This is a genomic window from Actinoplanes sp. URMC 104 (assembly GCF_051386375.1).
Taxonomy (GTDB): Bacteria; Actinomycetota; Actinomycetes; order Mycobacteriales; family Micromonosporaceae; genus Actinoplanes.
Genome location: NZ_JBPQTO010000002.1, coordinates 215,084 through 234,175 on the forward strand (window position 1 = coordinate 215,084; position 19,092 = coordinate 234,175).

At 73.1% G+C, this 19,092-nt stretch carries 22 protein-coding genes; 10 read left to right on the forward strand and 12 right to left on the reverse strand.

What is annotated here, in order from left to right:
• Position 1: 1 nt before the first annotated feature.
• Together ACSNN8_RS01940 and ACSNN8_RS01945 are read right to left on the reverse strand one after the other, a co-directional pair.
• Complete coding sequence (locus tag ACSNN8_RS01940; RefSeq protein WP_436646494.1) at positions 2-1,123, reverse strand: diguanylate cyclase domain-containing protein; 1,122 nt, start codon at positions 1,121-1,123, stop codon at positions 2-4.
• 58 nt (positions 1,124-1,181) lie between these two features.
• Positions 1,182-2,066 carry an ADP-ribosylglycohydrolase family protein gene (locus ACSNN8_RS01945; protein ID WP_436646496.1) on the reverse strand — a complete coding sequence of 295 codons (885 nt, stop codon included), beginning with the start codon at positions 2,064-2,066 and terminating at the stop codon, positions 1,182-1,184.
• Positions 2,067-2,162: 96 nt separating this feature from the next.
• Between ACSNN8_RS01945 and ACSNN8_RS01950 the strand changes: the two genes are divergently transcribed.
• The 4 genes from ACSNN8_RS01950 to ACSNN8_RS01965 all read left to right on the forward strand — a co-directional run bounded on the left by ACSNN8_RS01950 (position 2,163) and on the right by ACSNN8_RS01965 (position 6,841).
• The gene (locus tag ACSNN8_RS01950; RefSeq protein ID WP_203382696.1) at positions 2,163-2,852 is read left to right on the forward strand and encodes a response regulator transcription factor; all 690 of its coding nucleotides are present in this window, start codon (positions 2,163-2,165) and stop codon (positions 2,850-2,852) included.
• Positions 2,853-2,929: 77 nt separating this feature from the next.
• Positions 2,930-4,246: a HAMP domain-containing sensor histidine kinase gene (locus ACSNN8_RS01955; RefSeq protein ID WP_436646497.1), complete on the forward strand. Its 1,317-nt coding sequence runs from the start codon at positions 2,930-2,932 to the stop codon at positions 4,244-4,246.
• A 231-nt stretch (positions 4,247-4,477) separates the two neighbouring features.
• Positions 4,478-6,667, forward strand: coding sequence for an RICIN domain-containing protein (locus ACSNN8_RS01960; RefSeq protein WP_436646499.1), 2,190 nt, complete (start codon positions 4,478-4,480; stop codon positions 6,665-6,667).
• A gap of 15 nt (positions 6,668-6,682) precedes the next feature.
• Complete coding sequence (locus ACSNN8_RS01965; RefSeq protein WP_436646500.1) at positions 6,683-6,841, forward strand: hypothetical protein; 159 nt, start codon at positions 6,683-6,685, stop codon at positions 6,839-6,841.
• Here ACSNN8_RS01965 and ACSNN8_RS01970 read toward each other — a convergent pair.
• Together ACSNN8_RS01970 and ACSNN8_RS01975 are read right to left on the reverse strand one after the other, a co-directional pair.
• Positions 6,820-7,836, reverse strand: a complete 1,017-nt coding sequence (locus ACSNN8_RS01970) for an adenosine deaminase (RefSeq protein ID WP_436646501.1) — start codon at positions 7,834-7,836, stop codon at positions 6,820-6,822. The two genes, ACSNN8_RS01965 and ACSNN8_RS01970, sit on opposite strands and share 22 nt — an antisense overlap.
• On the reverse strand, positions 7,833-8,627 hold the full coding sequence (locus ACSNN8_RS01975; protein ID WP_436646502.1) for a trans-aconitate 2-methyltransferase: 795 nt from the start codon (positions 8,625-8,627) through the stop codon (positions 7,833-7,835). The genes ACSNN8_RS01970 and ACSNN8_RS01975 overlap by 4 nt, the downstream gene beginning before the upstream one ends.
• Positions 8,628-8,694: 67 nt before the next feature.
• On the opposite strand from ACSNN8_RS01975, the gene ACSNN8_RS01980 reads away from it, so the two are divergent.
• Positions 8,695-9,672 carry an aldo/keto reductase gene (locus tag ACSNN8_RS01980; RefSeq protein WP_436646504.1) on the forward strand — a complete coding sequence of 326 codons (978 nt, stop codon included), beginning with the start codon at positions 8,695-8,697 and terminating at the stop codon, positions 9,670-9,672.
• A complete protein-coding gene (locus ACSNN8_RS01985; protein ID WP_436646505.1) occupies positions 9,666-9,983 on the forward strand; it encodes a hypothetical protein in 318 nt (105 codons plus the stop codon). Before ACSNN8_RS01980 ends, ACSNN8_RS01985 begins: the two co-directional genes overlap by 7 nt.
• 98 nt (positions 9,984-10,081) lie before the next feature.
• Here the strand turns inward: ACSNN8_RS01985 and ACSNN8_RS01990 are convergent, their stop codons facing one another.
• The 7 genes from ACSNN8_RS01990 to ACSNN8_RS02020 form a co-directional block, all read right to left on the reverse strand.
• Positions 10,082-10,285: a cold-shock protein gene (locus ACSNN8_RS01990; protein WP_436646507.1), complete on the reverse strand. Its 204-nt coding sequence runs from the start codon at positions 10,283-10,285 to the stop codon at positions 10,082-10,084.
• A gap of 323 nt (positions 10,286-10,608) precedes the next feature.
• A complete protein-coding gene (locus ACSNN8_RS01995; protein ID WP_436646508.1) occupies positions 10,609-10,881 on the reverse strand; it encodes a DUF4235 domain-containing protein in 273 nt (90 codons plus the stop codon).
• Positions 10,878-11,315, reverse strand: coding sequence for a DUF3618 domain-containing protein (locus ACSNN8_RS02000; protein WP_436646510.1), 438 nt, complete (start codon positions 11,313-11,315; stop codon positions 10,878-10,880). The genes ACSNN8_RS01995 and ACSNN8_RS02000 overlap by 4 nt, the downstream gene beginning before the upstream one ends.
• Positions 11,315-11,740: a phage holin family protein gene (locus ACSNN8_RS02005; RefSeq protein ID WP_436646512.1), complete on the reverse strand. Its 426-nt coding sequence runs from the start codon at positions 11,738-11,740 to the stop codon at positions 11,315-11,317. The genes ACSNN8_RS02000 and ACSNN8_RS02005 overlap by 1 nt, the downstream gene beginning before the upstream one ends.
• Positions 11,741-11,818: 78 nt before the next feature.
• Positions 11,819-12,982 carry a mechanosensitive ion channel family protein gene (locus ACSNN8_RS02010; protein WP_436646514.1) on the reverse strand — a complete coding sequence of 388 codons (1,164 nt, stop codon included), beginning with the start codon at positions 12,980-12,982 and terminating at the stop codon, positions 11,819-11,821.
• Between the two features lie 99 nt (positions 12,983-13,081).
• The gene (locus ACSNN8_RS02015; protein ID WP_436646516.1) at positions 13,082-13,906 is read right to left on the reverse strand and encodes a DUF1206 domain-containing protein; all 825 of its coding nucleotides are present in this window, start codon (positions 13,904-13,906) and stop codon (positions 13,082-13,084) included.
• A 61-nt stretch (positions 13,907-13,967) separates the two neighbouring features.
• Positions 13,968-14,288, reverse strand: a complete 321-nt coding sequence (locus tag ACSNN8_RS02020) for a hypothetical protein (protein ID WP_436646517.1) — start codon at positions 14,286-14,288, stop codon at positions 13,968-13,970.
• Positions 14,289-14,330: 42 nt separating this feature from the next.
• Here ACSNN8_RS02020 and ACSNN8_RS02025 point away from each other — a divergent pair, with 42 nt between their 5' ends.
• Positions 14,331-14,615: a GNAT family N-acetyltransferase gene (locus ACSNN8_RS02025; RefSeq protein WP_436646519.1), complete on the forward strand. Its 285-nt coding sequence runs from the start codon at positions 14,331-14,333 to the stop codon at positions 14,613-14,615.
• Positions 14,616-14,626: 11 nt separating this feature from the next.
• On the opposite strand, the gene ACSNN8_RS02030 is transcribed toward ACSNN8_RS02025, so the two are convergent.
• On the reverse strand, positions 14,627-16,177 hold the full coding sequence (locus ACSNN8_RS02030; RefSeq protein ID WP_436646521.1) for a glycoside hydrolase family 3 protein: 1,551 nt from the start codon (positions 16,175-16,177) through the stop codon (positions 14,627-14,629).
• 120 nt (positions 16,178-16,297) lie between these two features.
• Here ACSNN8_RS02030 and ACSNN8_RS02035 point away from each other — a divergent pair, with 120 nt between their 5' ends.
• Genes ACSNN8_RS02035 through ACSNN8_RS02045 form a run of 3 tightly spaced genes read left to right on the forward strand, consistent with a single transcriptional unit; the run spans position 16,298 to position 19,074 of the window.
• Positions 16,298-16,429, forward strand: a complete 132-nt coding sequence (locus ACSNN8_RS02035) for a hypothetical protein (protein WP_436646522.1) — start codon at positions 16,298-16,300, stop codon at positions 16,427-16,429.
• A gap of 16 nt (positions 16,430-16,445) precedes the next feature.
• Entirely contained in the window at positions 16,446-17,396 is a 951-nt protein-coding gene (locus ACSNN8_RS02040; protein ID WP_436646524.1) for a TIGR03557 family F420-dependent LLM class oxidoreductase, read from the forward strand.
• 40 nt (positions 17,397-17,436) lie between these two features.
• A complete protein-coding gene (locus tag ACSNN8_RS02045; RefSeq protein ID WP_436646526.1) occupies positions 17,437-19,074 on the forward strand; it encodes a RecQ family ATP-dependent DNA helicase in 1,638 nt (545 codons plus the stop codon).
• The last annotated feature ends 18 nt before the right edge of the window (positions 19,075-19,092 follow it).

Below are 19,092 nucleotides of genomic sequence, written 5' to 3' on the forward strand. Positions count from 1 at the left end.
GTCAGAGCTTAGGCTGCGTGAGCCGAGCGCCGTGCAGGTGGAAGCCGCCCCCGCCGCGGCGCTTCGCCTCGTACATCGCCGTGTCCGCCAGCCGCAGCAGCTCGTCGGGGCCGTCGATGCCGGCGTGCGAGAGCGCGATGCCGACGCTCGCCGGGGTGCGCAGCCGGCGGCCCCCCGCCTCGACCGGCCGGTCCAGCGCCGCCACGATCCGCTCCGCGACCACCAGGGCGTCGCGCGCGGAGCTCAGGTCCTCGACGACCACCACGAACTCGTCCCCGCCGAGCCGGCTCACCGTGTCCTCGATCCGCACGCACTCGCGCAGCCGGTCGGCGACCACCCGCAGGACCCGGTCGCCTGCGGTGTGCCCGTGCGCGTCGTTGACCTGCTTGAACCCGTTGAGGTCGAGCAGCAGAGCGCCGACCGGGCGCCCGGTGCGGCGCGAGCGGGCCAGCGCGCCGGCGAGCCGGTCGTGCAGCATCGCCCGGTTGCCCAGGCCGGTCAGCGGGTCCCGCAGGGCCCGGTCGGTCAGCTCGGCGGTGAGCGCCACGCCGGCCAGCGCGAGCGCGACCTGGGTGCGCAGGGCCTGCAGCGCCTGGCTGACCTCGGCGGGCAGCTCGGCCTCGGCGCTGACCGAGAGCACGCCGAGGAACCGGTCGCCGTTGGTCAGCGGCAGCAGCGTGTACGGGCGGCGGGTCGCCGGGGGCAGGTCGGTGAAGCCGAGCGCGGCCAGGTCGTCGACGACCACTACCTCGCCCGCGCGCAGCCGCGTGGTCACGCTCGCCGGCGCGTCGGTGACGACCGCGCTGCGGCCGGTGCGCTCGCCGGACGCCTCGCACAGCGTGAACTCGCCGGACTCCAGGTCGACCACGGAGGCCCGGGCGCCGGGGCACTCGGCGAGCAGGGTGCCGGCCGCCCGCGTCGCGATCCGGTGCACCTCGGCCCGGTCGGCGGCGCTGAGCAGGGCGGTGCCGGCCTCGCCGAGCACGTGCTCGCGGGCGACCGAGCGGCGCAGCGCGCGCAGGTCGGCGTTGCGGGCGGTCGCGGTGCGCACGACCGCCGCCAGCACGGCCGCCAGGACGAGCGCGAGAGCGACGGCGGCGAGCAGACTCTCCGATTGCGGCATGCCGGGGAATTCGGCCCGCCGCCGGGTGCAGATGAGCCCGCTTCGGTAGCGGTTGGGATCACTCGGTCGCCGTGGCCGCGACGAGCCACCCGGGCAGCGGCTCGCGGGCCGCGAGCCACTCCCGCGGGATGCCGCCGGGACCGGTGTACGCCGCCACGACGCCCCCGGCGATGGCGCAGGTGGTGTCGACGTCGCCGCCGGCGCGCGCGCAGGCCGCGATCGCCGCCGGATAGTCGTCGAGGAAGCGGTCGGCCACCCAGAGCGCGAACGGCACGGTGTCGCGGGCCAGCGCGCGGGCGCCGGTGCCCAGTTCGTCCGCCGCCTCGGCCGCGTCCTTGATGCGCTGCGCCGCGACCAGGCCGTCGCGCACGAGCCCCTCGGGGGTGTGCGCGGCGACCGCCCCCAGCAGCGCCGGCCGCTGCCCGTCGAGCCGGCCCGCCGCCGCAGCGGCCGCGGCCACGGTGACGGCCACCCCGCCGGCGATGCCTTCCGCGTGCGCATGGGTCACCTCGGCGGCCCGCGCCCCCTGCACCGCCGCGCGCGCGAGCGAGTCGGCGTGCCAGGCGCCCAGCGGCGCGGCCCGCATGGCGGCGCCGTTGCCGGCCGAGCCCTGCCCGTCGAAGGCGGCCGCCGCCGCGATCGGCCAGGGCAGCCCGTCGCGGATCTCGCCGAGCACCGCCAGCGCGCCCCGGCCGTAGGACCGCCGCGGGTCGTGCCGGCGGCCCAGCAGCTCGGCGAAGGCGTCGCGGTCGAGGTCACCCTCCGCGAGCACGGCGACGAGGCAGCACGCCTGCTCGGTGTCGTCGGTCCACTCCCACGGGCCCGGCGGCGGGCTCTGCGGGTCGACGGGCCACCGCGCGCCCAGCGCGTCACCGACGCTCAGGCCGGCCAGGCTCTCGAGCGCCAGCGCGAGGCGCGTACCGGGAAAAAGAGTGAACGTCATCGGCACAAGGGATGGTATTCCGTCACGCTGAGTGATCGAAAGGTGTCCCTGGATCACCGATTGGGAGTCGCTTGCCAGGGGCAGTACCTTCTTCGCATGGCCACGGTGTTGCTCGTCGAAGACGATCACGTCGTGCGCGGCGCCATGCTCCGATCGCTCGCCGACCGGGGGCATGCCGTGCACGCCGTCGGCACGGCGCTGGACGCGCTCCGGCGGGTCGCCGCCGAGACGCCCGACCTGGTCGTGCTCGACCTCGGCCTGCCCGACCTGGACGGCTCCGACGCGCTGCGCATGCTCCGGGGCATCACCGACGTGCCGATCATCATCGCCACCGCGCGGGACGACGAGCAGACGGTCGTCCGGTTGCTGCGCGCCGGCGCCGACGACTACATGGTCAAGCCGTTCACGGGCGCCCACCTGGACGCCCGGATCGCCACCGTGCTGCGGCGGGTCGGCCGCGCCAGCCGCACGGCGCAGCCCGCCGTGCACGAGGTCGGCGAGCTGCGGGTGGACGTCGGCGAGCGCAGCGCCACCCTGGCCGACCAGGCCCTCGCGCTGACCCGCAAGGAATTCGACCTGCTGGCGTACCTAGCCGCCCGTCCGGGCCGGGTGGTGTCGCGTCGTGAGCTGCTGGAGGAGGTATGGCGACAGCCATCGGTCGGCGAGGACCAGACGATCGACGTCCATCTGTACTGGCTGCGTCGGAAACTGGGCGAGTCCGCGGCGAAGCCTCGCTACCTGCGCACCGTGCGGGGGGTCGGATTCCGGTTGGTGGCGCCGGACTGAGGGCCCGCCTGGCCTACACCACCGCCGCGACCACCGCCGTCGCCGCGCTCGCCTTCCTCGTCCCGCTGGGCTGGGAGTTGCGCAGCGACCACCGGGAGCAGGCGCTGTCGGCCGCCGAGCGGCAGAGCGCCAAGGTGGCCGGCGCCATCGCGGCCGGCGCGGGCGCCAAGGGCTTGGCCGCCGCCACGGCCGGCACCGGAGGGCGCGTGGTGGTGCACGCGCCGGGCACGACGGCCGGCGGCCGCGCCGACGGCAGCGAGGTGAGCCACGCGGCGTCCAGCGGCTCGACCGTCACCGAGGAGGTCGACGGCGGCATCGTCCGGCTCGAGCCGGTCACGGCCGGCGCCCGCACGTCCGTGGTCGAGGTCTTCGTGCCCGACAGCGAGCTGACCCAGGGCACCGGCCGCGACTGGTGGCTGCTGTTCGGGATCGCATTCGTGCTGGTGGCCGGCAGCGTCGTCGTGGTGGACCGGCTCGCCCGCGGCGCGGTGAACTCGGCGCGCGGCCTCGTGCAGGCGGCGATGGCCGTCGGCGGCGGCGACCTCGGCGTGCGCATCCAGCCCTCCGGGCCGCGCGAGCTGGCCGAGGCGGGGTACGCGTTCAACCGCATGGCCGACCGCCTGGTCACCTCGCGCACCAACGAGCGCGAGCTGGTCGCCGACCTGTCGCACCGGCTGCGCACCCCGCTGACCGCGCTGCGCCTGGACGCCGAGGCGCTCGACCCCGACGACACCCAGATCATCAACCTGAGCCCCGACGAGATCGACCGGCGGCGCGGCATCCGGCGCATCCGGCAGGCGATCGTGACCCTGGAGGGCGAGGTCAACCAGCTCATCAACACGACCCGGCAGGCGGTGGCGGCCCAGGTCGCGGCCGCGCCCGAGACCGGCGTCTGCGACGTCAGCGAAGTGGTGCGCGAGCGGATGACGTTCTGGGCTGCGCTGGCGGGCGACCAGAACCGCAACTACCGGGTGGTGGGCGCGCAGATGCGCATCCCGGTGCCCGTCGCGCGCGAGGAGCTCGCTGCCGCGCTGGACGCGATCCTGGGTAATGTCTTCCGCTACACCCCGCAGGGCACGGCGTTCGAGGTGGGCATCTCCCGGCGCGACGGCTGGGTCGCGGTGCGTGTCGACGACGCCGGTCCCGGCATCCCCGACCCCGAGAGAGCACTGCAGCGTGGCCAGAGCAACCAGGGTTCCACCGGCCTCGGGCTCGACATCGCCCGCCGGGCGGCGCAGTCCGCGGGCGGCTCGGTCAGCCTCGACCGCGCGGCCATGGGCGGCGCGAGCGTGGTCATGTTGTTCGCCGACGCCGAGGCGACGCCGAAACAGGCGAGCCGTTTCGGCCTGGTCGGGCGTCTGGCGCGCGAGCGCGCCGGCCGCCCTGTGCGCTGACGAGTGAAGCGGACCGAGTTCTTGCTTAGATCTGTATTAAAGGCGTTCCGCTCCGCGAGCCGGGCTGGCAGTGTTCCCCCCGATCCCATCCGGCTTCCCGCCTCGCGGCGAAGCTCCCGCGCGGTGAGAGGTGGTCGCCCCATCGCCACCTCCCACCGCGCACCCGCCAGTCAAGGAGAGGCCTTGTCCACGCACCGCCGATCGCCGGCCCCGCGTGGTCACCGCCGGGCGGTGTCCACCCGGCCCCATCGGCTGCTGCCGGTCGCGCTCGGGCTGGCGCTGCTCGGTGTCGGCGGGGTGGTGGGCCCCAGCGTGGTGGAGACCGTGACCGGCGACTCCGGCTCGCACAGCCTCTCGCTCGCCTCCCTGCCCGCCGACAAGCCCGACCAGGGGCTGGTCTACGACGGCCTGCAGCCGGCCGGGGCGGGCTCGCTGTGCGCCGGGTCCTACGAGCTGGACGGCCAGACCTGCACGCACGGCCCCGACCAGGCGCCGGCCGGCCTGCTGGTGCGCCGCGACGTCACCCCGGTGACCGCGAAGGCGCCCGAGCCGCGGCAGCCGGTGCGCGAGAGCGCCGCGTCGACGCCCACCGACGCCGAGATCGCCCGCGACCAGGGCGGCAGCGCGCTCACCGCGGACGCGCCGGCGCTGGTGCCCGACGCCGCTCCCGGCGAGGCCGACTTCATCATGGGCGCGCACGACGTGGCCTGCGAGGGCGACGGGCGCAGCGGCAAGCGCGTCCAGGTGCTGTACCTGCACGAGAACGGCACCCCGAGCCGCTACACCGGCTTCCTCGGTTCGTTCCGCACCTGGTCGGCCGGCGTCGACCAGATCTTCGACGAGAGCGCGGCCGAGACCGGCAGCTCACGCCACGTGCGGTTCGTGACCACGCCGGAGTGCCGGGTGGAGGTCTCCGAGGTGCAGCTGCCGGCAGGCGCGCTGCGGTCGTTCAACGGCAGCATCGACGCGCTGCGCAAGCTGGGCTACAACCGCACCGACCGCAAGTACCTGATGTTCGCCGACACCAACGTGTACTGCGGCATCGCGACCTATGTCGCCGACCGGCGGCCCGGGCTGGGCAACCGCAACAACGGCGGCCCCTCCTACGGCCGGGTCGACGCCGGCTGCTGGAGCTCGGCGATGGCCGCGCACGAGCTGACCCACACCCTCGGCGCGACGCTGACCGACTCGCCGAACTCCAGCGGGGCCGGCGGCTGCCTCGACGAGTTCGACCTGCTCTGCGGCGCCGACCGCTCGGGCAAGCCGGTGCGCAACGTCTGCCCCCGCAAGCACGAGACGCGGCTCGACTGCGGCCACGACGACTACTTCAGCACCGACCCGAAGCCGGGCAGCTACCTCGACAAGCACTGGAACATCGCGCAGAGCGAGTTCCTGCTGCGCAGCGACGGCGGCGACGACATCCCCGACGCGGTCGGCGCGCCCCGGCCCGGCCCGGCGCCCAGTTCCGCCGCCCCGGCCGAGCCCGAGGCCTCGCCGAGCCCGAGCGCCGAGCCCACCCCCACCGTGACCGACCCCGGCCCGGCGGACGGCGGCGGCGACGCCCCGCCCTCGCCCGAGCCCACCCCGAGCGGCACCACGCCGCCCGAGCAGGAGCCCGGCGCCGAGCCCAGCGCGCCCGCCGAGCCGCCGGCCGACGAGCCGCAGGAGCCGGCCGGCGACGTGCAGGCGCTGCCGGTCGCGGCGACGACCGCTCCCCCGGCTCCCCCGGCCTCGCCGACCGGCGGGCTGCCCGCCGAGCCGGTGCAGGCCGTGCTCGAGGTGCGCGACGCGACCAGCAGCTCGGTGCGGCTGTCCTGGAGCGCGGCCTCGGAGCGGGCCACGTACGAGGTCTCGGTCGACGGCGAGCCGGTGGCCACCACCAAGGCCACCCGGGCGCGGCTGATCGGCCTCAGGCCCGACGCCAGGTACCGGGTGACCATCAAGTCGGGCAGCAGGTACACCGCGCGGTCCACCGCCGAGACGACGCCCGCCGCCCGCCCGGCGCAGAACTCCTGGTTCACGCTGACCAACGCGCTCACCGGCGGCGCCGCCGACCTCTACGCGGCGCGTACGGCGCCCGGCACCCCGGTGACGCTCAGCGGCACCGACGACGACGCCCAGCAGCAGTGGCAGCTCGTGCCGGCCGGCGGCAACAGCTACTCGCTGATCTCACGGGCCACCGGCAAGTGCGTGGGCCCGCTGGGCGGCGCGGTCGCGGGCGCGCCGCTGGTGCAGGCGGAGTGCAGCGGCGGCAAGGCGGCCCGGTGGACGCTGCAGGCCTCGCCCTACGGTTTCACGCTGCGCACCGACGGCGGCCTGGTGGCCGGCGTGGGCGATCAGCGGTTCGGCGCGCACCGGGTGCTCGTCCTGCAGACGGGCAACGACCAGCGCTACCAGAGTTGGACAGCGGTACCCGACTAGAGCGGAGGCAAGGCTGTGCGCGACACCCTGGAAAGGCCCCTGACCGAGCCCGAGGAGGGCCCGGCCAGGTTCAACAAGCGTCGTCTCGTGCGCGCGATCGCGGTGCTCACGATCGGCATCATCGTGGTGATCGCGATGTGGCAGGAGCCGCTCTACGCGTTGCGCCCCGCGTAGGCGTCGATCTCGGCGAGCAGCCGCGCCTTGCCCGCCTGGTCGAGGAAGCTCTGCCGCACGGCCGCGCGCGCGAGGTCCGCGACGCCCCGGTCGTCGAGGCCGAGCAGCCGGGCGGCCACCTCGTACTCGTGCTCGAGGGTGGTGCCGAACATCGGCGGGTCGTCGGAGTTGATGCTCACCGGCACGCCGGCGGCGACGATCCTCGCCAGCGGGTGGTCGTCGAGCGTGGCGACCGCCCGGGTGCGCACGTTGGAGGTCGGGCACACCTCGAGCGCGATCTGCTGCTCGGCCAGGTGGGCCAGCAGTTCCGGGTCCTGCGCGGCCGCGATGCCGTGCCCGATCCGCTCGGCGCCCAGTTCCCGTACGGCGTCCCAGACGGTCTGCGGGCCGGTGGTCTCGCCGGCGTGCGGCACGCTGTGCAGCCCGGCCGCGCGCGCCTTGTCGAAGTACGGCTTGAACTGCGGGCGGGGCACACCGATCTCCGGGCCGCCCAGGCCGAAGCTGATCAGACCGGCGGGCTGCTGCTCGAGCGCGATCCGCAGCGTCTCCTCGGCCGAGGCCAGGCCCGCCTCCCCGGGGATGTCGAAGCACCAGCGCAGCTCGATGCCGAACTCGGCGGCGGCCGCCCGGCGCGCATCCTCGATCGCGGCGCAGAACGCCTCGGCGGCGATGCCCCGGCGGACGCTGGAGTACGGCGTGACGGTCAGCTCGGCGTACCGGACCTGCTGGCGGGCCAGCTCGCGGGCCACCTCGAAGGTCAGCACGCGCACGTCTTCGTCGTCGCGGATCAGGTCGACCACGCTGAGGTAGACGTCGATGAAGTGCGCGAAGTCGCGGAACGCGAAGTACTCCGCGAGCGCCTCCGGGTCGGCGGGCACCGGCGAGGCGCCCTCGTGCCGGGCGGCCAGCTCGGCCACGATCCGCGGCGAGGCCGAGCCCACGTGGTGGACGTGCAGCTCGGCCTTGGGCAGGCCGGCGATGAACGGGGTGGTCATCCGGTTCCTTCCTCCTCCTCAGCGGTCCGCGCCACCACGAAGACGCGGCGGAACGGGAACGCGACGTGCGCGCCGGTCGCCGGATAGGCGCCCGACAGTTCCCGCGCCAGCTCGGCGCGGAACGACTGCCAAGCATTCTCGTCGAGCGCCGCCTTGACGGGACGCAACGCCGTGCCTTCCATCCACCGCAGCACCGGATGCTCCCCTTCGCCTTCCCCCTCCGGGCCGGCGGGCAGCAGGTGCAGGTACGTGGTCTCCCAGGCGTCGACGGTCGCGCCGGCCGCGGTGAGCAGCGCCGCATAGCCCGCCGGGTCGTCGACCGGCGCCTCGCGCAGCAGCCCGCCGACGCCGTAGCGCTCGCCGACCGCCCGCAGCAGCACGTGCGAGGGCGCCCCGAAGTTCCCCGGCACCTGCATCGCCAGCCACGATCCCGGCGCCAGCTCCCGCACCCAACGCACGAGCAGCTCGCGGTGCTCCGGCACCCATTGCAGGGTCGCATTGGTGACCACGACGTCGACGTCGCGCCCGGGCCGCCAGTCGCGCACGTCGCCCGCGCGGAACTCGACTGGGCCGCCGTGCGCCACCGCCTTGGCGATCATGTCGGGCGAGGAGTCGATGCCGGTCAGGCGCGCGCCGGGCCACCGCTCGGCCAGGCTCAGCGTCAGCTCGCCGGGCCCGCAGCCCAGGTCGACGACCGCCCGCGGGCTCCCGGTGCCCACGCGGGCGACCAGATCGAAGAACGGGCGCGCGCGCTCGGCGCCGTAGCGACGGTAGACAGCCGGGTCCCACATGCGGCGACCTCCAAACCGTACGTACGTTTTGCGGGCAGAATACCAGAGGGCCGGTAGGGTCGAGGCCGTGGAGAATCGCACTTTTGGCAGGATGGGACGGACGGTCGGCGTGGTCGGCCTGGGCGCGTGGCAGCTGGGCGCCGACTGGGGCGAGGTCAGCGAGGCCGACGCGCACGCGACCCTGCAGGCCGCGGTCGACGCGGGCGTGACGTTCATTGACACCGCCGACGTCTACGGCGACGGCCGCAGCGAGCAGATCATCGGCTCGTTCATCAAGGACAAGCCGCAGCTCACCGTCGCCACCAAGATGGGACGCCGGGTGGCGCAGGAGCCCGGCAACTACACCCTCGACAACTTCCGCGCGTGGACCGACCGGTCCCGTGCCAACCTCGGCGTCGACACGCTGGACCTCGTACAGCTGCACTGCCCGCCGACGCCGGTCTTCTCGACCGACGCGGTCTACGACGCCCTGGACACGCTCGTGCAGGAGAAGCGGATCAGGGCGTACGGCGTCAGCGTGGAGAAGGTCGACGAGGCGCTCGCCGCGATCGCCCGCCCGGGCACCGCGAGCGTGCAGATCATCCTCAACGCGTTCCGGCTCAAGCCGCTCGAGCGGGTGCTGCCGGCCGCGGCCGAGGCCGGCGTGGGAATCATCGCCCGCGTGCCGCTCGCCAGCGGGCTGCTCTCCGGCCGCTACGACGAGAAGACGACGTTCGCCGAGAACGACCACCGCAACTACAACCGGCACGGCGAGGCGTTCGACGTCGGCGAGACCTTCTCCGGTGTGGACTTCGCGACCGGCCTCGAGGCGGTCTCCCGGCTGCGCCCGCTGGTGCCCGAGGGCTTCACGATGGCCCAGTTCGCGCTCCGCTGGGTGCTCGACCAGTCCGGCGTCACCGTCGTCATCCCGGGCGCCCGCAACCCGGAGCAGGCGCGCGGCAACGCCGCCGTGGCGGACCTCCCGCCGCTGAGCGACGAGGCACGCGAGACGGTGCGGGCGGTCTACGACGAGCTGATCCGCCCGCAGGTCCACGACAAATGGTGAACGAACCGGCACCGGGCCCGGCGGCCTCCGCACCGCGGAAGCTCACGGGCTGGCTGCCGATGGCGCTGGGCGTGCTCGCCGTCGTCGTCGGTGCTCTGTGGACACTGCAGGGCCTCGACGTGCTCACCGGCAGCCGGATGAGCGGCGCCCGCGTCTGGTCGATCATCGGTCCGGTCGTCGCCGTCGGCGGGCTGATCCTGATCATCACCGGGGAGCGCGCCCGGGCGCGGGCCAAGCGGGCCGAGGTGGCCGCGCTCATCCAGTCCTCGCCCATCCTCGACGACAACCGGCGCCCCGAAGCCGGGCAATGAGAAACCCCCGCATCCTCGCGGTGAGGATGCGGGGGTTCCGGGGCTCCAGCCGACCTCCGCCAGGCGATCGGCAGCCGGTCCGGGACCGGCGTGTGGTGTCAGAGGGGTCGAACCTGCTCCGCCTGCGGGCCCTTCTGGCCCTGGGCGATCTCGAACTCGACCCGCTGGTTCTCCTCCAGAGCGCGGTAGCCGCTCATCTGGATGGCCGAGAAGTGAACAAACACATCAGCACCCCCGCCGTCGACGGTGATGAAGCCGAACCCCTTGTCTGCGTTGAACCACTTCACGGTTCCTTGCGCCATGCTGAACTCCCCTTTGCGAAAATGCCGACCCCGTAATGCCCGGGCCGATGACCGTTTTCGAGCAGCGGCGCCGTTGAGGCGGCCTTTCAGAGGACGTCCCATCCACCGTGATCTCGCGACACCGGCCGTCGTCGTGTGAGCGACCGGCATCCCGTGATCGGGCGGAAGCAGCGAACCACGTACGCAAAAACTGGGCACACCATACCCGAAAAGGGGGTCACAAAGCTGCCCCTGCGGGCCAACGAAATACATGACGACGGATATGGAAAAGGCCCCCCACTTCGCTCTCGCGAGGTGGGAGACCTTGAACCGCCGACCGGGTGTCAGTCAGGCCATTGCCCAGTCAGTTTCCGAACACCCACGGCGCCGCCCCGGTGCACGGCAGCGCGCACGAGCGCGAAGATGGCGCCCTGCAACGCGGCCGCCGCGAGGATCTCGCCCCAGCCGCGGTCCTCGTCGGTCGCGTCCGGCGCGTCGTCGTCACCGGCGGCCAGCTTCCAGACCTCCTTGAAGACGACGCCGGCGACCATGCCGGCGCCCACGCCGAGCAGCAACCCGACCGGCTTGTACGCCAGCTTGCCCACCTTGCCGCTCATCGGCGACTCCCTCGAATGATCAGAATGACGCCCACGATCGCCGCCACCCCGGCGAGGACCAGCGGGAGCGGCACGGGGCTGTTGCGCACCTGCTCGCGGGCCTCGAGGGCGAAGTCGTGCGTGCTGCTGTTGTTCACCTTGTCGGCGGTCAGCGCGGCCGACGTGCGTACCTTGTCGGCGGTGTCCGCGGCGGAGGCCTTGACCTTGCCCGCGGCTGCCGCGGCGGCGTCGCGCACCTTCTCGGTCGCCTCCACGGCCTGCGCCTTGACCTTCTGCTTGGTCTGCTCGACCTGCTCCTTGGCGCGCGCCTTGACGTCGGCCTTGGCGGCGAGCGCCTGCACCGTCTCGCCCAGCTCCTCGCGGGTCTGCTTGATGTCGGCGCGCAGCTCGTCGATCGACGGCTTCGGCGCCGACTGCCCGTTCTTCTCGCTCATCAACGGCTCCTGACCGCCTGCTTGACCTCGTCGACGTCGGCCTTGACGCTCTTGATCGCGGCCGTGGGCTCCGGCGGGACCGCCTTGGTCACCTGCTTCTTGCCGATCAGGGCGAGAACGCCGGCGACCGCGAAGAGCACGACCGTGACGATGAGCGCGGCCAGCCACAGCGGCAGGAACAGATCGAAAACGATGATCAGGGTTGCCACGAGGGCACCGACGCCGTACATGGCGAGAACGCCGCCACCACCGAACAGGCCGATGCCGATACCGGCATGCTTGCCCTTCTCCGCCAGTTCGGCCTTGGCCAACGCGATCTCGTCACGGACGAGACGACTGATCTGCTCGCTGGCGCGTTGCACCAGCTCGGCGGTGGACTGATCGGCGCCTGCGCTGGTCTGGCGGCCGTTCAGAACATCGGCCATGGTGTCCTCCTTTCGGTGTCCCGTGTATGCCCTGATGAGCGGGCCGTCAATCCTGTCGTGCGAAACCGGACTTCCGGGTCAGCGGTTGGCCGGCACGGGGAGTTGCTCGTCCGGCCCGGCGAACACCGCGGCGCGCTCGTCGCCGCCCGCACCGGCGGGAGAACGGCCCTCGCCGGAGTCGGTCCGGGGCGCGACGCGCGGCTCGGAACGGGCGGCCGTCGCGTCGGCCACGTCGGCCCGGTGACGCGGCAGCGCGTCGCGCTGGTGCTGCCAGATGTAGGTCACCAGCCGCTCGCGCACCAGGCACCGCAGGTCCCACAGCGACGGCGCGTCGGCCGCGCTGACCAGCGCCCGGAGCCGGACCGATCCGCCGACGGCGTCGGTCACCTGCAGCACGCAGACCCGGCCGTCCCACAGTTCCGAGCCCTCGCACGCGGCCCGCAGCTCCGCGCGCAGCGGCTCGATCTCGAAACCCCAGTCGACGTCCACCTCGGCGGTGCCCAGCACCGCGGAACTCGACCGGGTCCAGTTCTGGAACGGCTTGGTGGTGAAGTACGAGGTGGGCAGCAGCAGCCGCCGGTCGTCCCAGATCTGCACGGCCACGTAGGTAAGCGTGAGCTCCTCGATGCGGCCCCACTCCCCCTCGACCACCACCACGTCGTCCACCCGTACGGCGTCGCTGAAGGCCAGCTGCAGGCCCGCGAACACGTTGCCCAGCGTGCTCTGCGCGGCCAGCGCGGCGACGACGCTCACGATGCCGGCCGAGGCCAGCACGCTGGCGCCGAGCGCGCGGATGCCCGGGAACGTCATCAGCACCACGCCGAGCGTGAGCACCACGACCGTCGCCACCGTCAGCCGCCGGATCATCACGACCTGGGTCTTGAGGCGGCGGCGCTTGAGGTTGTCCGGCACGTCGGTGCGCCACCGCGACAGCGCGGCGTCCTCGAGCACCAGCACGAGCATCGCGATCAGCCAGCCGAGCCCGGCGATGGAGAGCACGACCAGGGCGTGCAGGACCCCGGCCCGGCCCGGGAAGTCACCGGCGACCGTCCGCAGTGCCTGCTGCACGCTGAAGACCATCACCGTGGCCAGGAACGGCCGGTGCGCCGTACGGGAAAGGTCCGCGGCGAGCGGCGATCTGCGCCCCAGCCGGCTCAGCAGCCAGTGCAGGATCTCGGCCGCCAGGATCGCCGGTCCCACGCCGGCGAGGACAGCGAGCAGGGCCTCCAGGGTGCTGGCCACTTCCGTTCTCCTTCGCGCGCGAAAACAACGAGTACCGGCAACCCGGCTTGCCCAGGTCACCGATACTCGCAACTTTTCCGCAGCGGGATCGGAGCTTGCTCACACTTTGCGGTACTTGGCCTGCGCGATGCAGTAGACGCCGAAGGCGGCGATGCCCAGCGCGATCAACGCGAGCAGCCACACGCCCCACGAGTACCCCGCGAGCGTCTTGAGCGCGGCGTCCAGCCCGCGCGCCTTCTCGGCGTCGTAGTTCACCGCCGCCACCACGACCAGCGCGCCGGCGATCGCGTACGCCGCGCCCTTGGCCATGTAGCCCGCCATGCCCAGCCGGATGATCGGCTGCCGGGTGCCGTGCTGCATCTGGCCGGTGTTCAGGTGCTTCACGAACTTGCGGCGCAGCCCGTAGACGAACATCCCGACCCCGACGCCCAGCACCACGAGCCCGATCAGCCCGACCAGCCACCGGCCGCCCGTGCTGTCCATCAGGCCTGAGGTCTTGCTCTGGGAGGTGTCGCCCATCGAGGCGTTCGAGCCCCGCAGCACTTTGACGGCGTAGAACGCCAGATACAGATAAAGCAGCGCCCGCGCGACCGACAGCGCCCGCTCCGCCTTGGCGCCGCGGGTCTGCTCGCCGCTCTCGCCGATGGCGGCCTCGAACCCCTGCCAGATCGCCATCGCGACCATGCCGATGACGATCAGCACCAGCAGCGTCTTGCCGACACCGTTGCCGGCCAGCGACTGCAGTGCGCCCGACTGGTCGCTGTCCTGCTTGGACCCCTGGAAGGCGACCTGCAGCGCGATCCAGGCGAAGATGAGGTGGATGATGCCGTAGCCGATGAAGCCGCCCCGGGCCAGGTACTCCAGCGGTTTGCTGTTCGCGGCCTTGGAGGCGGTGCTCTTGACGTTCGAGGCGGCGGATGTCATACGGGGGAAAATGACCCGTCCCGGGTTTTCTCAAACCCGGGACGGGAACGGGTGCCCCGTGCTAGTTGCGTGACACCTGCAAGCCGATCTGGTCGCCGGTCACGCTGTCGAGCGAGACCATCAGCCCGCCCACCTCGACCGCCTGCTGCCCCTTGGTGAGGCTGACCTGCTCCCCGGCCACCTCGAGCGTCACCGTGTTCGCGTCGGCGCTCACGAATTTCGCCTCCACGCCGAGGAAGCTGGCGCTCGCGTTCGTCTGGCGGTCGATCGTCACCGTGCACTGGTCGAGCCCGCAGCTGACGTCGTCGTTGCTGCACCCCGCGAGGAGGGCGAGACCGAGGGCGGCCGAGCTGACGAGGGCGGCGATCCTGGAGTTCGTCACCCGTCAAGCGTACGGGGCCCGCGCGAGCCCTAAGCTGTGGCGATGAGCGAGGTCGACGTGCGTGACAACCCCTCCGAGAGCCGTTTCGAGCTGACCGTCGACGGCGAACGCGCCGGCCTGGCCGCCTACCGCGTCCGCGACGGCGTGACCGTCGTGACCCACAGCGAGGTCGACCGCCGCTTCCGCGGGCAGGGCCTCGGCAGTGCGCTCGCCCAGCAGACCCTCGACGCGCTGCGCGCCCAGGGCGCCCGGGTCTATCCGGCGTGCCCGTTCTTCGCCAAGTACGTCGCCGAGCACCCCGAGTACGACGACATCATCGAGAGCTGACCCGGCGGTCCTCAGGCGGCCAGCGGCTGGGGTGCGGGAGCCGGCACCCGGGTGCCCGCGATCAGCTCGGCAGCGGCCAGGCCGCACGCCCGGGTGGCGCCGAAGGTGGCGAGGTGCACGGCGCCCAGGACGGTCTCGGGGACGCCCATCTCGACGACCACGGCGTCGGGGCGTTCGGCCAGCACGGCGTTCAGCACCGTGCTCAGCCAGGCGTGCCGGTGCACGTCGCGGACCACCAGCACGAGCGGGCGGCCCCCGACGCCGGACAGCACGGTGGCGGTGGGGTCGGGGCCGAGGTCGTCCTCGGTCAGGCGTACGGCGGTGGTGCCGGGCAGCAGGTCGGCCAGCGGGGCGCCCAGGCCCCACGGGGTCTCCTCGCCGATGGCGATGTTGCGCGGCGGGGCGAACTCGACCACGTGCGGGGCCTCGGTGAGCGGCAGCGCCGGCGCGTTGCCGGCGGCGGTCACCCGCACGGCGCGGCGGGCGGCGTCGAAGCCGACGCTGTCGGTGTGCGCCAGAACGGTCACGTCGCGGACGGCGCGGGCGCCGGAGGCGGTCTGCGTGGCGGTGGTCCAGGCGCCCAGGTCGCGCACGCGGGCGGCGGCGGCGCGCAGCCGCTCCTCGGGCAGATCGCCGGAGCGTACGGCCTCGACGATCGCGTCGCGCAGCAGCGTGGCGGTCTGCTCGTCGGCGTGGTCGCCGCCCACGCAGATCGCGTCCACGCCGGCGGCCAGCGCGCGTACGGTGGCGCCGGCCAGGCCGTAACGGCGGCGCACGGCCTGCATCTCGATGCCGTCGGTGACGATCAGGCCGTCGAAGCCGAGCTCCTCGCGCAGCAGACCGGTGATGATCCGGGGGCTGAGCGTGGCGGGCAGGTCGGGATCGTACGCCGGGACGAGCAGGTGACCGGTCATGACGACCCGCGCGCCGGCGGCGATGGCAGCCCGGAACGGCACGAGCTCGCACTCCTCGAGCTGCCGGCGGTCGCGGCCGATCAGCGGCACGTCGTGGTGGGAGTCGACGCTGGTGTCGCCGTGCCCGGGGAAGTGCTTGGCGCAGGCCGCGACGCCGGCCTCCTGCAGGCCGCGGACGAACGCGGCGGAGTGGCGCGCCACCAGCTGCGGCTCGGCGCCGAACGCCCGTACGCCGATCACGGGGTTCGCGGCGTTGCTGTTGACGTCGGCGTCGGGCGCGTAGTCGAGCGTGATGCCGGCGTCGGCCAGCTCGCGGCCGAGGTCGCGGGCCACCTCCTCGGTCAGCAGCACGTCGTCGATCGCGCCCAGCGCGAGGTTGCCCGGACGCGAGCTGCCCAGCCGCGACTCGAAGCGGGTGACGTCGCCGGCCTCCTCGTCGATCGCGACCAGCACGTCGGGACGCTCGGCGCGCAGCTGCGCGGTCAGGGCCGCGACCTGGGCGGGCGACTCGACGTTGCGGGCGAACAGCGCGACGCCGCCGAGGCCGTCGCCCAGCCACCGCCGCACCCAGTCGGGCGCCGTCGTGCCGGCGAACCCCGGCTGTAGCACCGTCGCGGCGAGCTCCGGCAATGCGCCCTGTGTCGGCATGTGGCCCCGTACCTCCGGTGACGTCCGGCGCCGCGCGCCCTGTCGTTGCGGACCCATGGTCACACCCGTACGATATTTAGTCAACAAACCTTCCAATTACGGGAGCGATACCATCCGCCGGTGACCCCCACCACGCTCGCCGCCTCCGGAGTCGACTGGTCGCAGGTGCACGCCGTCCGGCTGCTCGGCGTCGCGCTGGCCTTCCTGTTCCTGCTCTGGGCGATACGCCGGATGTTCGGCCGCAGGAAATAGGGGTATCCCGGCGCATATGCGCATCGGATACTTTCTCTCCTGCGAGGAATACACCCCCGAGGAACTCCTCGAGCAGGCCCGCGGCGCCGAGCGCGCCGGCTTCAGCGGCCTCTGGATCTCCGACCACTACCACCCGTGGGTCGACGCCCAGGGGCAGAGCGCGTTCGTCTGGTCGATGATCGGCGCGCTCAGCCAGGTGACCAGCCTGCCGATCACCACCGCCGTGACCTGCCCGACGGTGCGGATCCACCCCGCGGTCATCGCCCAGGCCGCGGCCACCAGCGCGGTGCTCACCAAGGGCCGGTTCCGGCTTGGCGTCGGCACCGGCGAGGCCCTCAACGAGCACATCTTCGGCGACGCGTGGCCCGAGGCCGACGTACGCCTGGAGATGCTCGAGGAGGCCGTCGAGATCATGCGTGGCCTGTGGCAGGGCGGCAACTACTCGTACCGCGGCAAGCACTACACAGTGGAGAACGCCCGCATCTACACGCTGCCCGAGGCGCCGCCGGAGATCCTCGTGTCCGGGTTCGGCCCCAAGGCGGTCGACGTGGCCGCGCGGATCGGCGACGGGTACGTCAGCACGATGCCCGACGGCGAGCTGGTGTCGCGCTTCCGCGAGAACGGCGGCGGCAAGCGGGTCGCCCAGGCGGGCTTCAAGGCGGCGTTCGCGGCCACCGAGGAGGAGGGCGCCCGGATCGCGTACGAGAAGTGGCCGAACGCGGGCGTGCCCGGCGAGCTCTCCCAGGTGCTGCCCACGCCCAAGCACTTCGAGCAGGCGTCGCAGCTGGTCACGCAGGACATGGTCAAGGAGGCCTTCGTCTGCGGCAACGACCCGGCCAAGCACCTCGAGCAGATCGACCAGTACCGCCAGGCCGGCTTCGACGAGCTGTACGTGGCCAACACCGGCCCGAACTACCAGGGCCTGTTCGACCTGTACGCCGGCGAGATCCTGCCGAAGCTCTCGTGAGCGTTTGCCGTTCCGGCCGCCGGGGCACCCTGGCCGCTCGATGAACATTCCCGTATACGGTCCGCGCCTGCGCAGGGTCGCCCGCGAGCACTTCGGGTGGCCCTCGCTGCGCCCCGGCCAGTTCAAGCCGATGCGCGCCGTGCTGCGCCGCAACGACGCCCTCGTCGTGCTGCCCACCGGCGCCGGCAAGTCGGCGATCTACCAGATTCCCGCCGTGCTGCTGCCCGGGCCCACCGTGGTGATCTCGCCGCTGCTCGCGCTCCAGCAGGACCAGATCGCCGCGCTCAACGAGCACGACGATCCCACGATCCGCGCCGTACGGGTGAGCTCCGCCGAGACGCCGGCGCAGCAGCGCGAGGCGATCCGGGAGATCCGCGAGGGCCGCGCCGAGTTCCTGTTCATCACGCCCGAGCAGCTCAGCGACCCCGAGCGCATCGCCGAGGTGCGCGACCTCAAGCCCGGGCTCGTCGCGGTCGACGAGGCGCACTGCATCTCGGCGTGGGGGCACGACTTCCGCCCCGAGTTCCTCGCGCTCGGCGACCTCATCAAGGGCATCGGCCGCCCGCCCGTGCTGGCGCTGACCGCGACCGCGTCGCCGCCGGTGCGCGACGACATCATCGAGCGGCTGCAGCTCAAGGACCCCGAGATCCACGTCTCCGGGCTCGACCGGCGCAACCTGTTCCTCGAGGTCGCGTACTGCCCCGACGAGGACTACCGGTGGCGCAACCTCACGTCTCTGCTCGACGCGACCGGGCGCCCGGGCATCATCTACGTCGCCACGCGGCGCGCCGCCGAGGAACTGGCCGAGCGGCTCACCGGGGCCGGCTACCCCGCCGAGTTCTACCACGGCGGCATGGCCGCGGGCGCCCGCGAGCAGTTGCACGAGGACTTCACCAACGACAAGGTCGACATCATGGTCGCCACGTCGGCGTTCGGCATGGGCATCGACAAGCCGAACATCCGGTGGGTGGCGCACATGGCGCTGCCCGACTCCCCCGACAGCTACTTCCAGGAGATCGGCCGCTCCGGCCGCGACGGCGAGCAGGCCCAGGCGCTGCTGCTGTGGCGCGCCGAGGACGAGGCCATCCAGCGGTTCTTCACCGGCGGCTCCCCCGACGAGGTCGAGCTGCGCGAGCTGGCCGCCGCCGTACGCTCCGGCCCGCAGACCAAGGCCCAGCTCAAGGAGGCGACCGGGCTCGGCCCGCGCAAGCTCAGCTCTTACCTCGCCCTGCTCGAACACGTCGGCGCCGTGACCACCGGCCGCGGCGGCAAGCTGACCGTGCCGGTCTTCGCCCCGCTGCCGGCCGCCGCCGCGACCGCCGCCGTCAAGGAGCACGAACGCCAGCAGGTCGTGTCGCGCTCGCGCACCGACATGATGCGCGGCTTCGCCGAGACCCGGGCCTGCCGCACGCAGACCCTGCTCGCCTATTTCGGCGAGGAGCTCACCAAGCCGTGCGGCCACTGCGACAACTGCGTCGAGGGCACCGCCGCCGAGACCGAGGCCGCCACCGCCGACGAGCCCTTCCCCGTACACGCCAAGGTCCGCCACGGCGAGTGGGGCCCGGGCACAGTGATGGGCTACGAGGAGGACCGGATGACGGTGCTCTTCGACGAGGTCGGCTACAAGACGCTATCGGTCCCGGTCGTCATCGAGAACGAGCTGCTCGCCGCCGAATGAGCAGGCGGCGACCGGCCC

Bases quoted from the DNA above. Each gene is read 5' to 3' on its own strand.
- ACSNN8_RS01940 (WP_436646494.1), bottom strand. From the start codon at position 1,123: ATGCCGCAATCGGAGAGTCTGCTCGCCGCCGTCGCTCTCGCGCTCGTC.
- ACSNN8_RS01945 (WP_436646496.1), bottom strand. From the start codon at position 2,066: ATGACGTTCACTCTTTTTCCCGGTACGCGCCTCGCGCTGGCGCTCGAG.
- ACSNN8_RS01950 (WP_203382696.1), top strand. From the start codon at position 2,163: ATGGCCACGGTGTTGCTCGTCGAAGACGATCACGTCGTGCGCGGCGCC.
- ACSNN8_RS01970 (WP_436646501.1), bottom strand. From the start codon at position 7,836: ATGACCACCCCGTTCATCGCCGGCCTGCCCAAGGCCGAGCTGCACGTC.
- ACSNN8_RS01975 (WP_436646502.1), bottom strand. From the start codon at position 8,627: ATGTGGGACCCGGCTGTCTACCGTCGCTACGGCGCCGAGCGCGCGCGC.
- ACSNN8_RS01985 (WP_436646505.1), top strand. From the start codon at position 9,666: ATGGTGAACGAACCGGCACCGGGCCCGGCGGCCTCCGCACCGCGGAAG.
- ACSNN8_RS01990 (WP_436646507.1), bottom strand. From the start codon at position 10,285: ATGGCGCAAGGAACCGTGAAGTGGTTCAACGCAGACAAGGGGTTCGGC.
- ACSNN8_RS01995 (WP_436646508.1), bottom strand. From the start codon at position 10,881: ATGAGCGGCAAGGTGGGCAAGCTGGCGTACAAGCCGGTCGGGTTGCTG.
- ACSNN8_RS02000 (WP_436646510.1), bottom strand. From the start codon at position 11,315: ATGAGCGAGAAGAACGGGCAGTCGGCGCCGAAGCCGTCGATCGACGAG.
- ACSNN8_RS02005 (WP_436646512.1), bottom strand. From the start codon at position 11,740: ATGGCCGATGTTCTGAACGGCCGCCAGACCAGCGCAGGCGCCGATCAG.
- ACSNN8_RS02015 (WP_436646516.1), bottom strand. From the start codon at position 13,906: ATGACATCCGCCGCCTCGAACGTCAAGAGCACCGCCTCCAAGGCCGCG.
- ACSNN8_RS02025 (WP_436646519.1), top strand. From the start codon at position 14,331: ATGAGCGAGGTCGACGTGCGTGACAACCCCTCCGAGAGCCGTTTCGAG.
- ACSNN8_RS02030 (WP_436646521.1), bottom strand. From the start codon at position 16,177: ATGCCGACACAGGGCGCATTGCCGGAGCTCGCCGCGACGGTGCTACAG.
- ACSNN8_RS02040 (WP_436646524.1), top strand. From the start codon at position 16,446: ATGCGCATCGGATACTTTCTCTCCTGCGAGGAATACACCCCCGAGGAA.
- ACSNN8_RS02045 (WP_436646526.1), top strand. From the start codon at position 17,437: ATGAACATTCCCGTATACGGTCCGCGCCTGCGCAGGGTCGCCCGCGAG.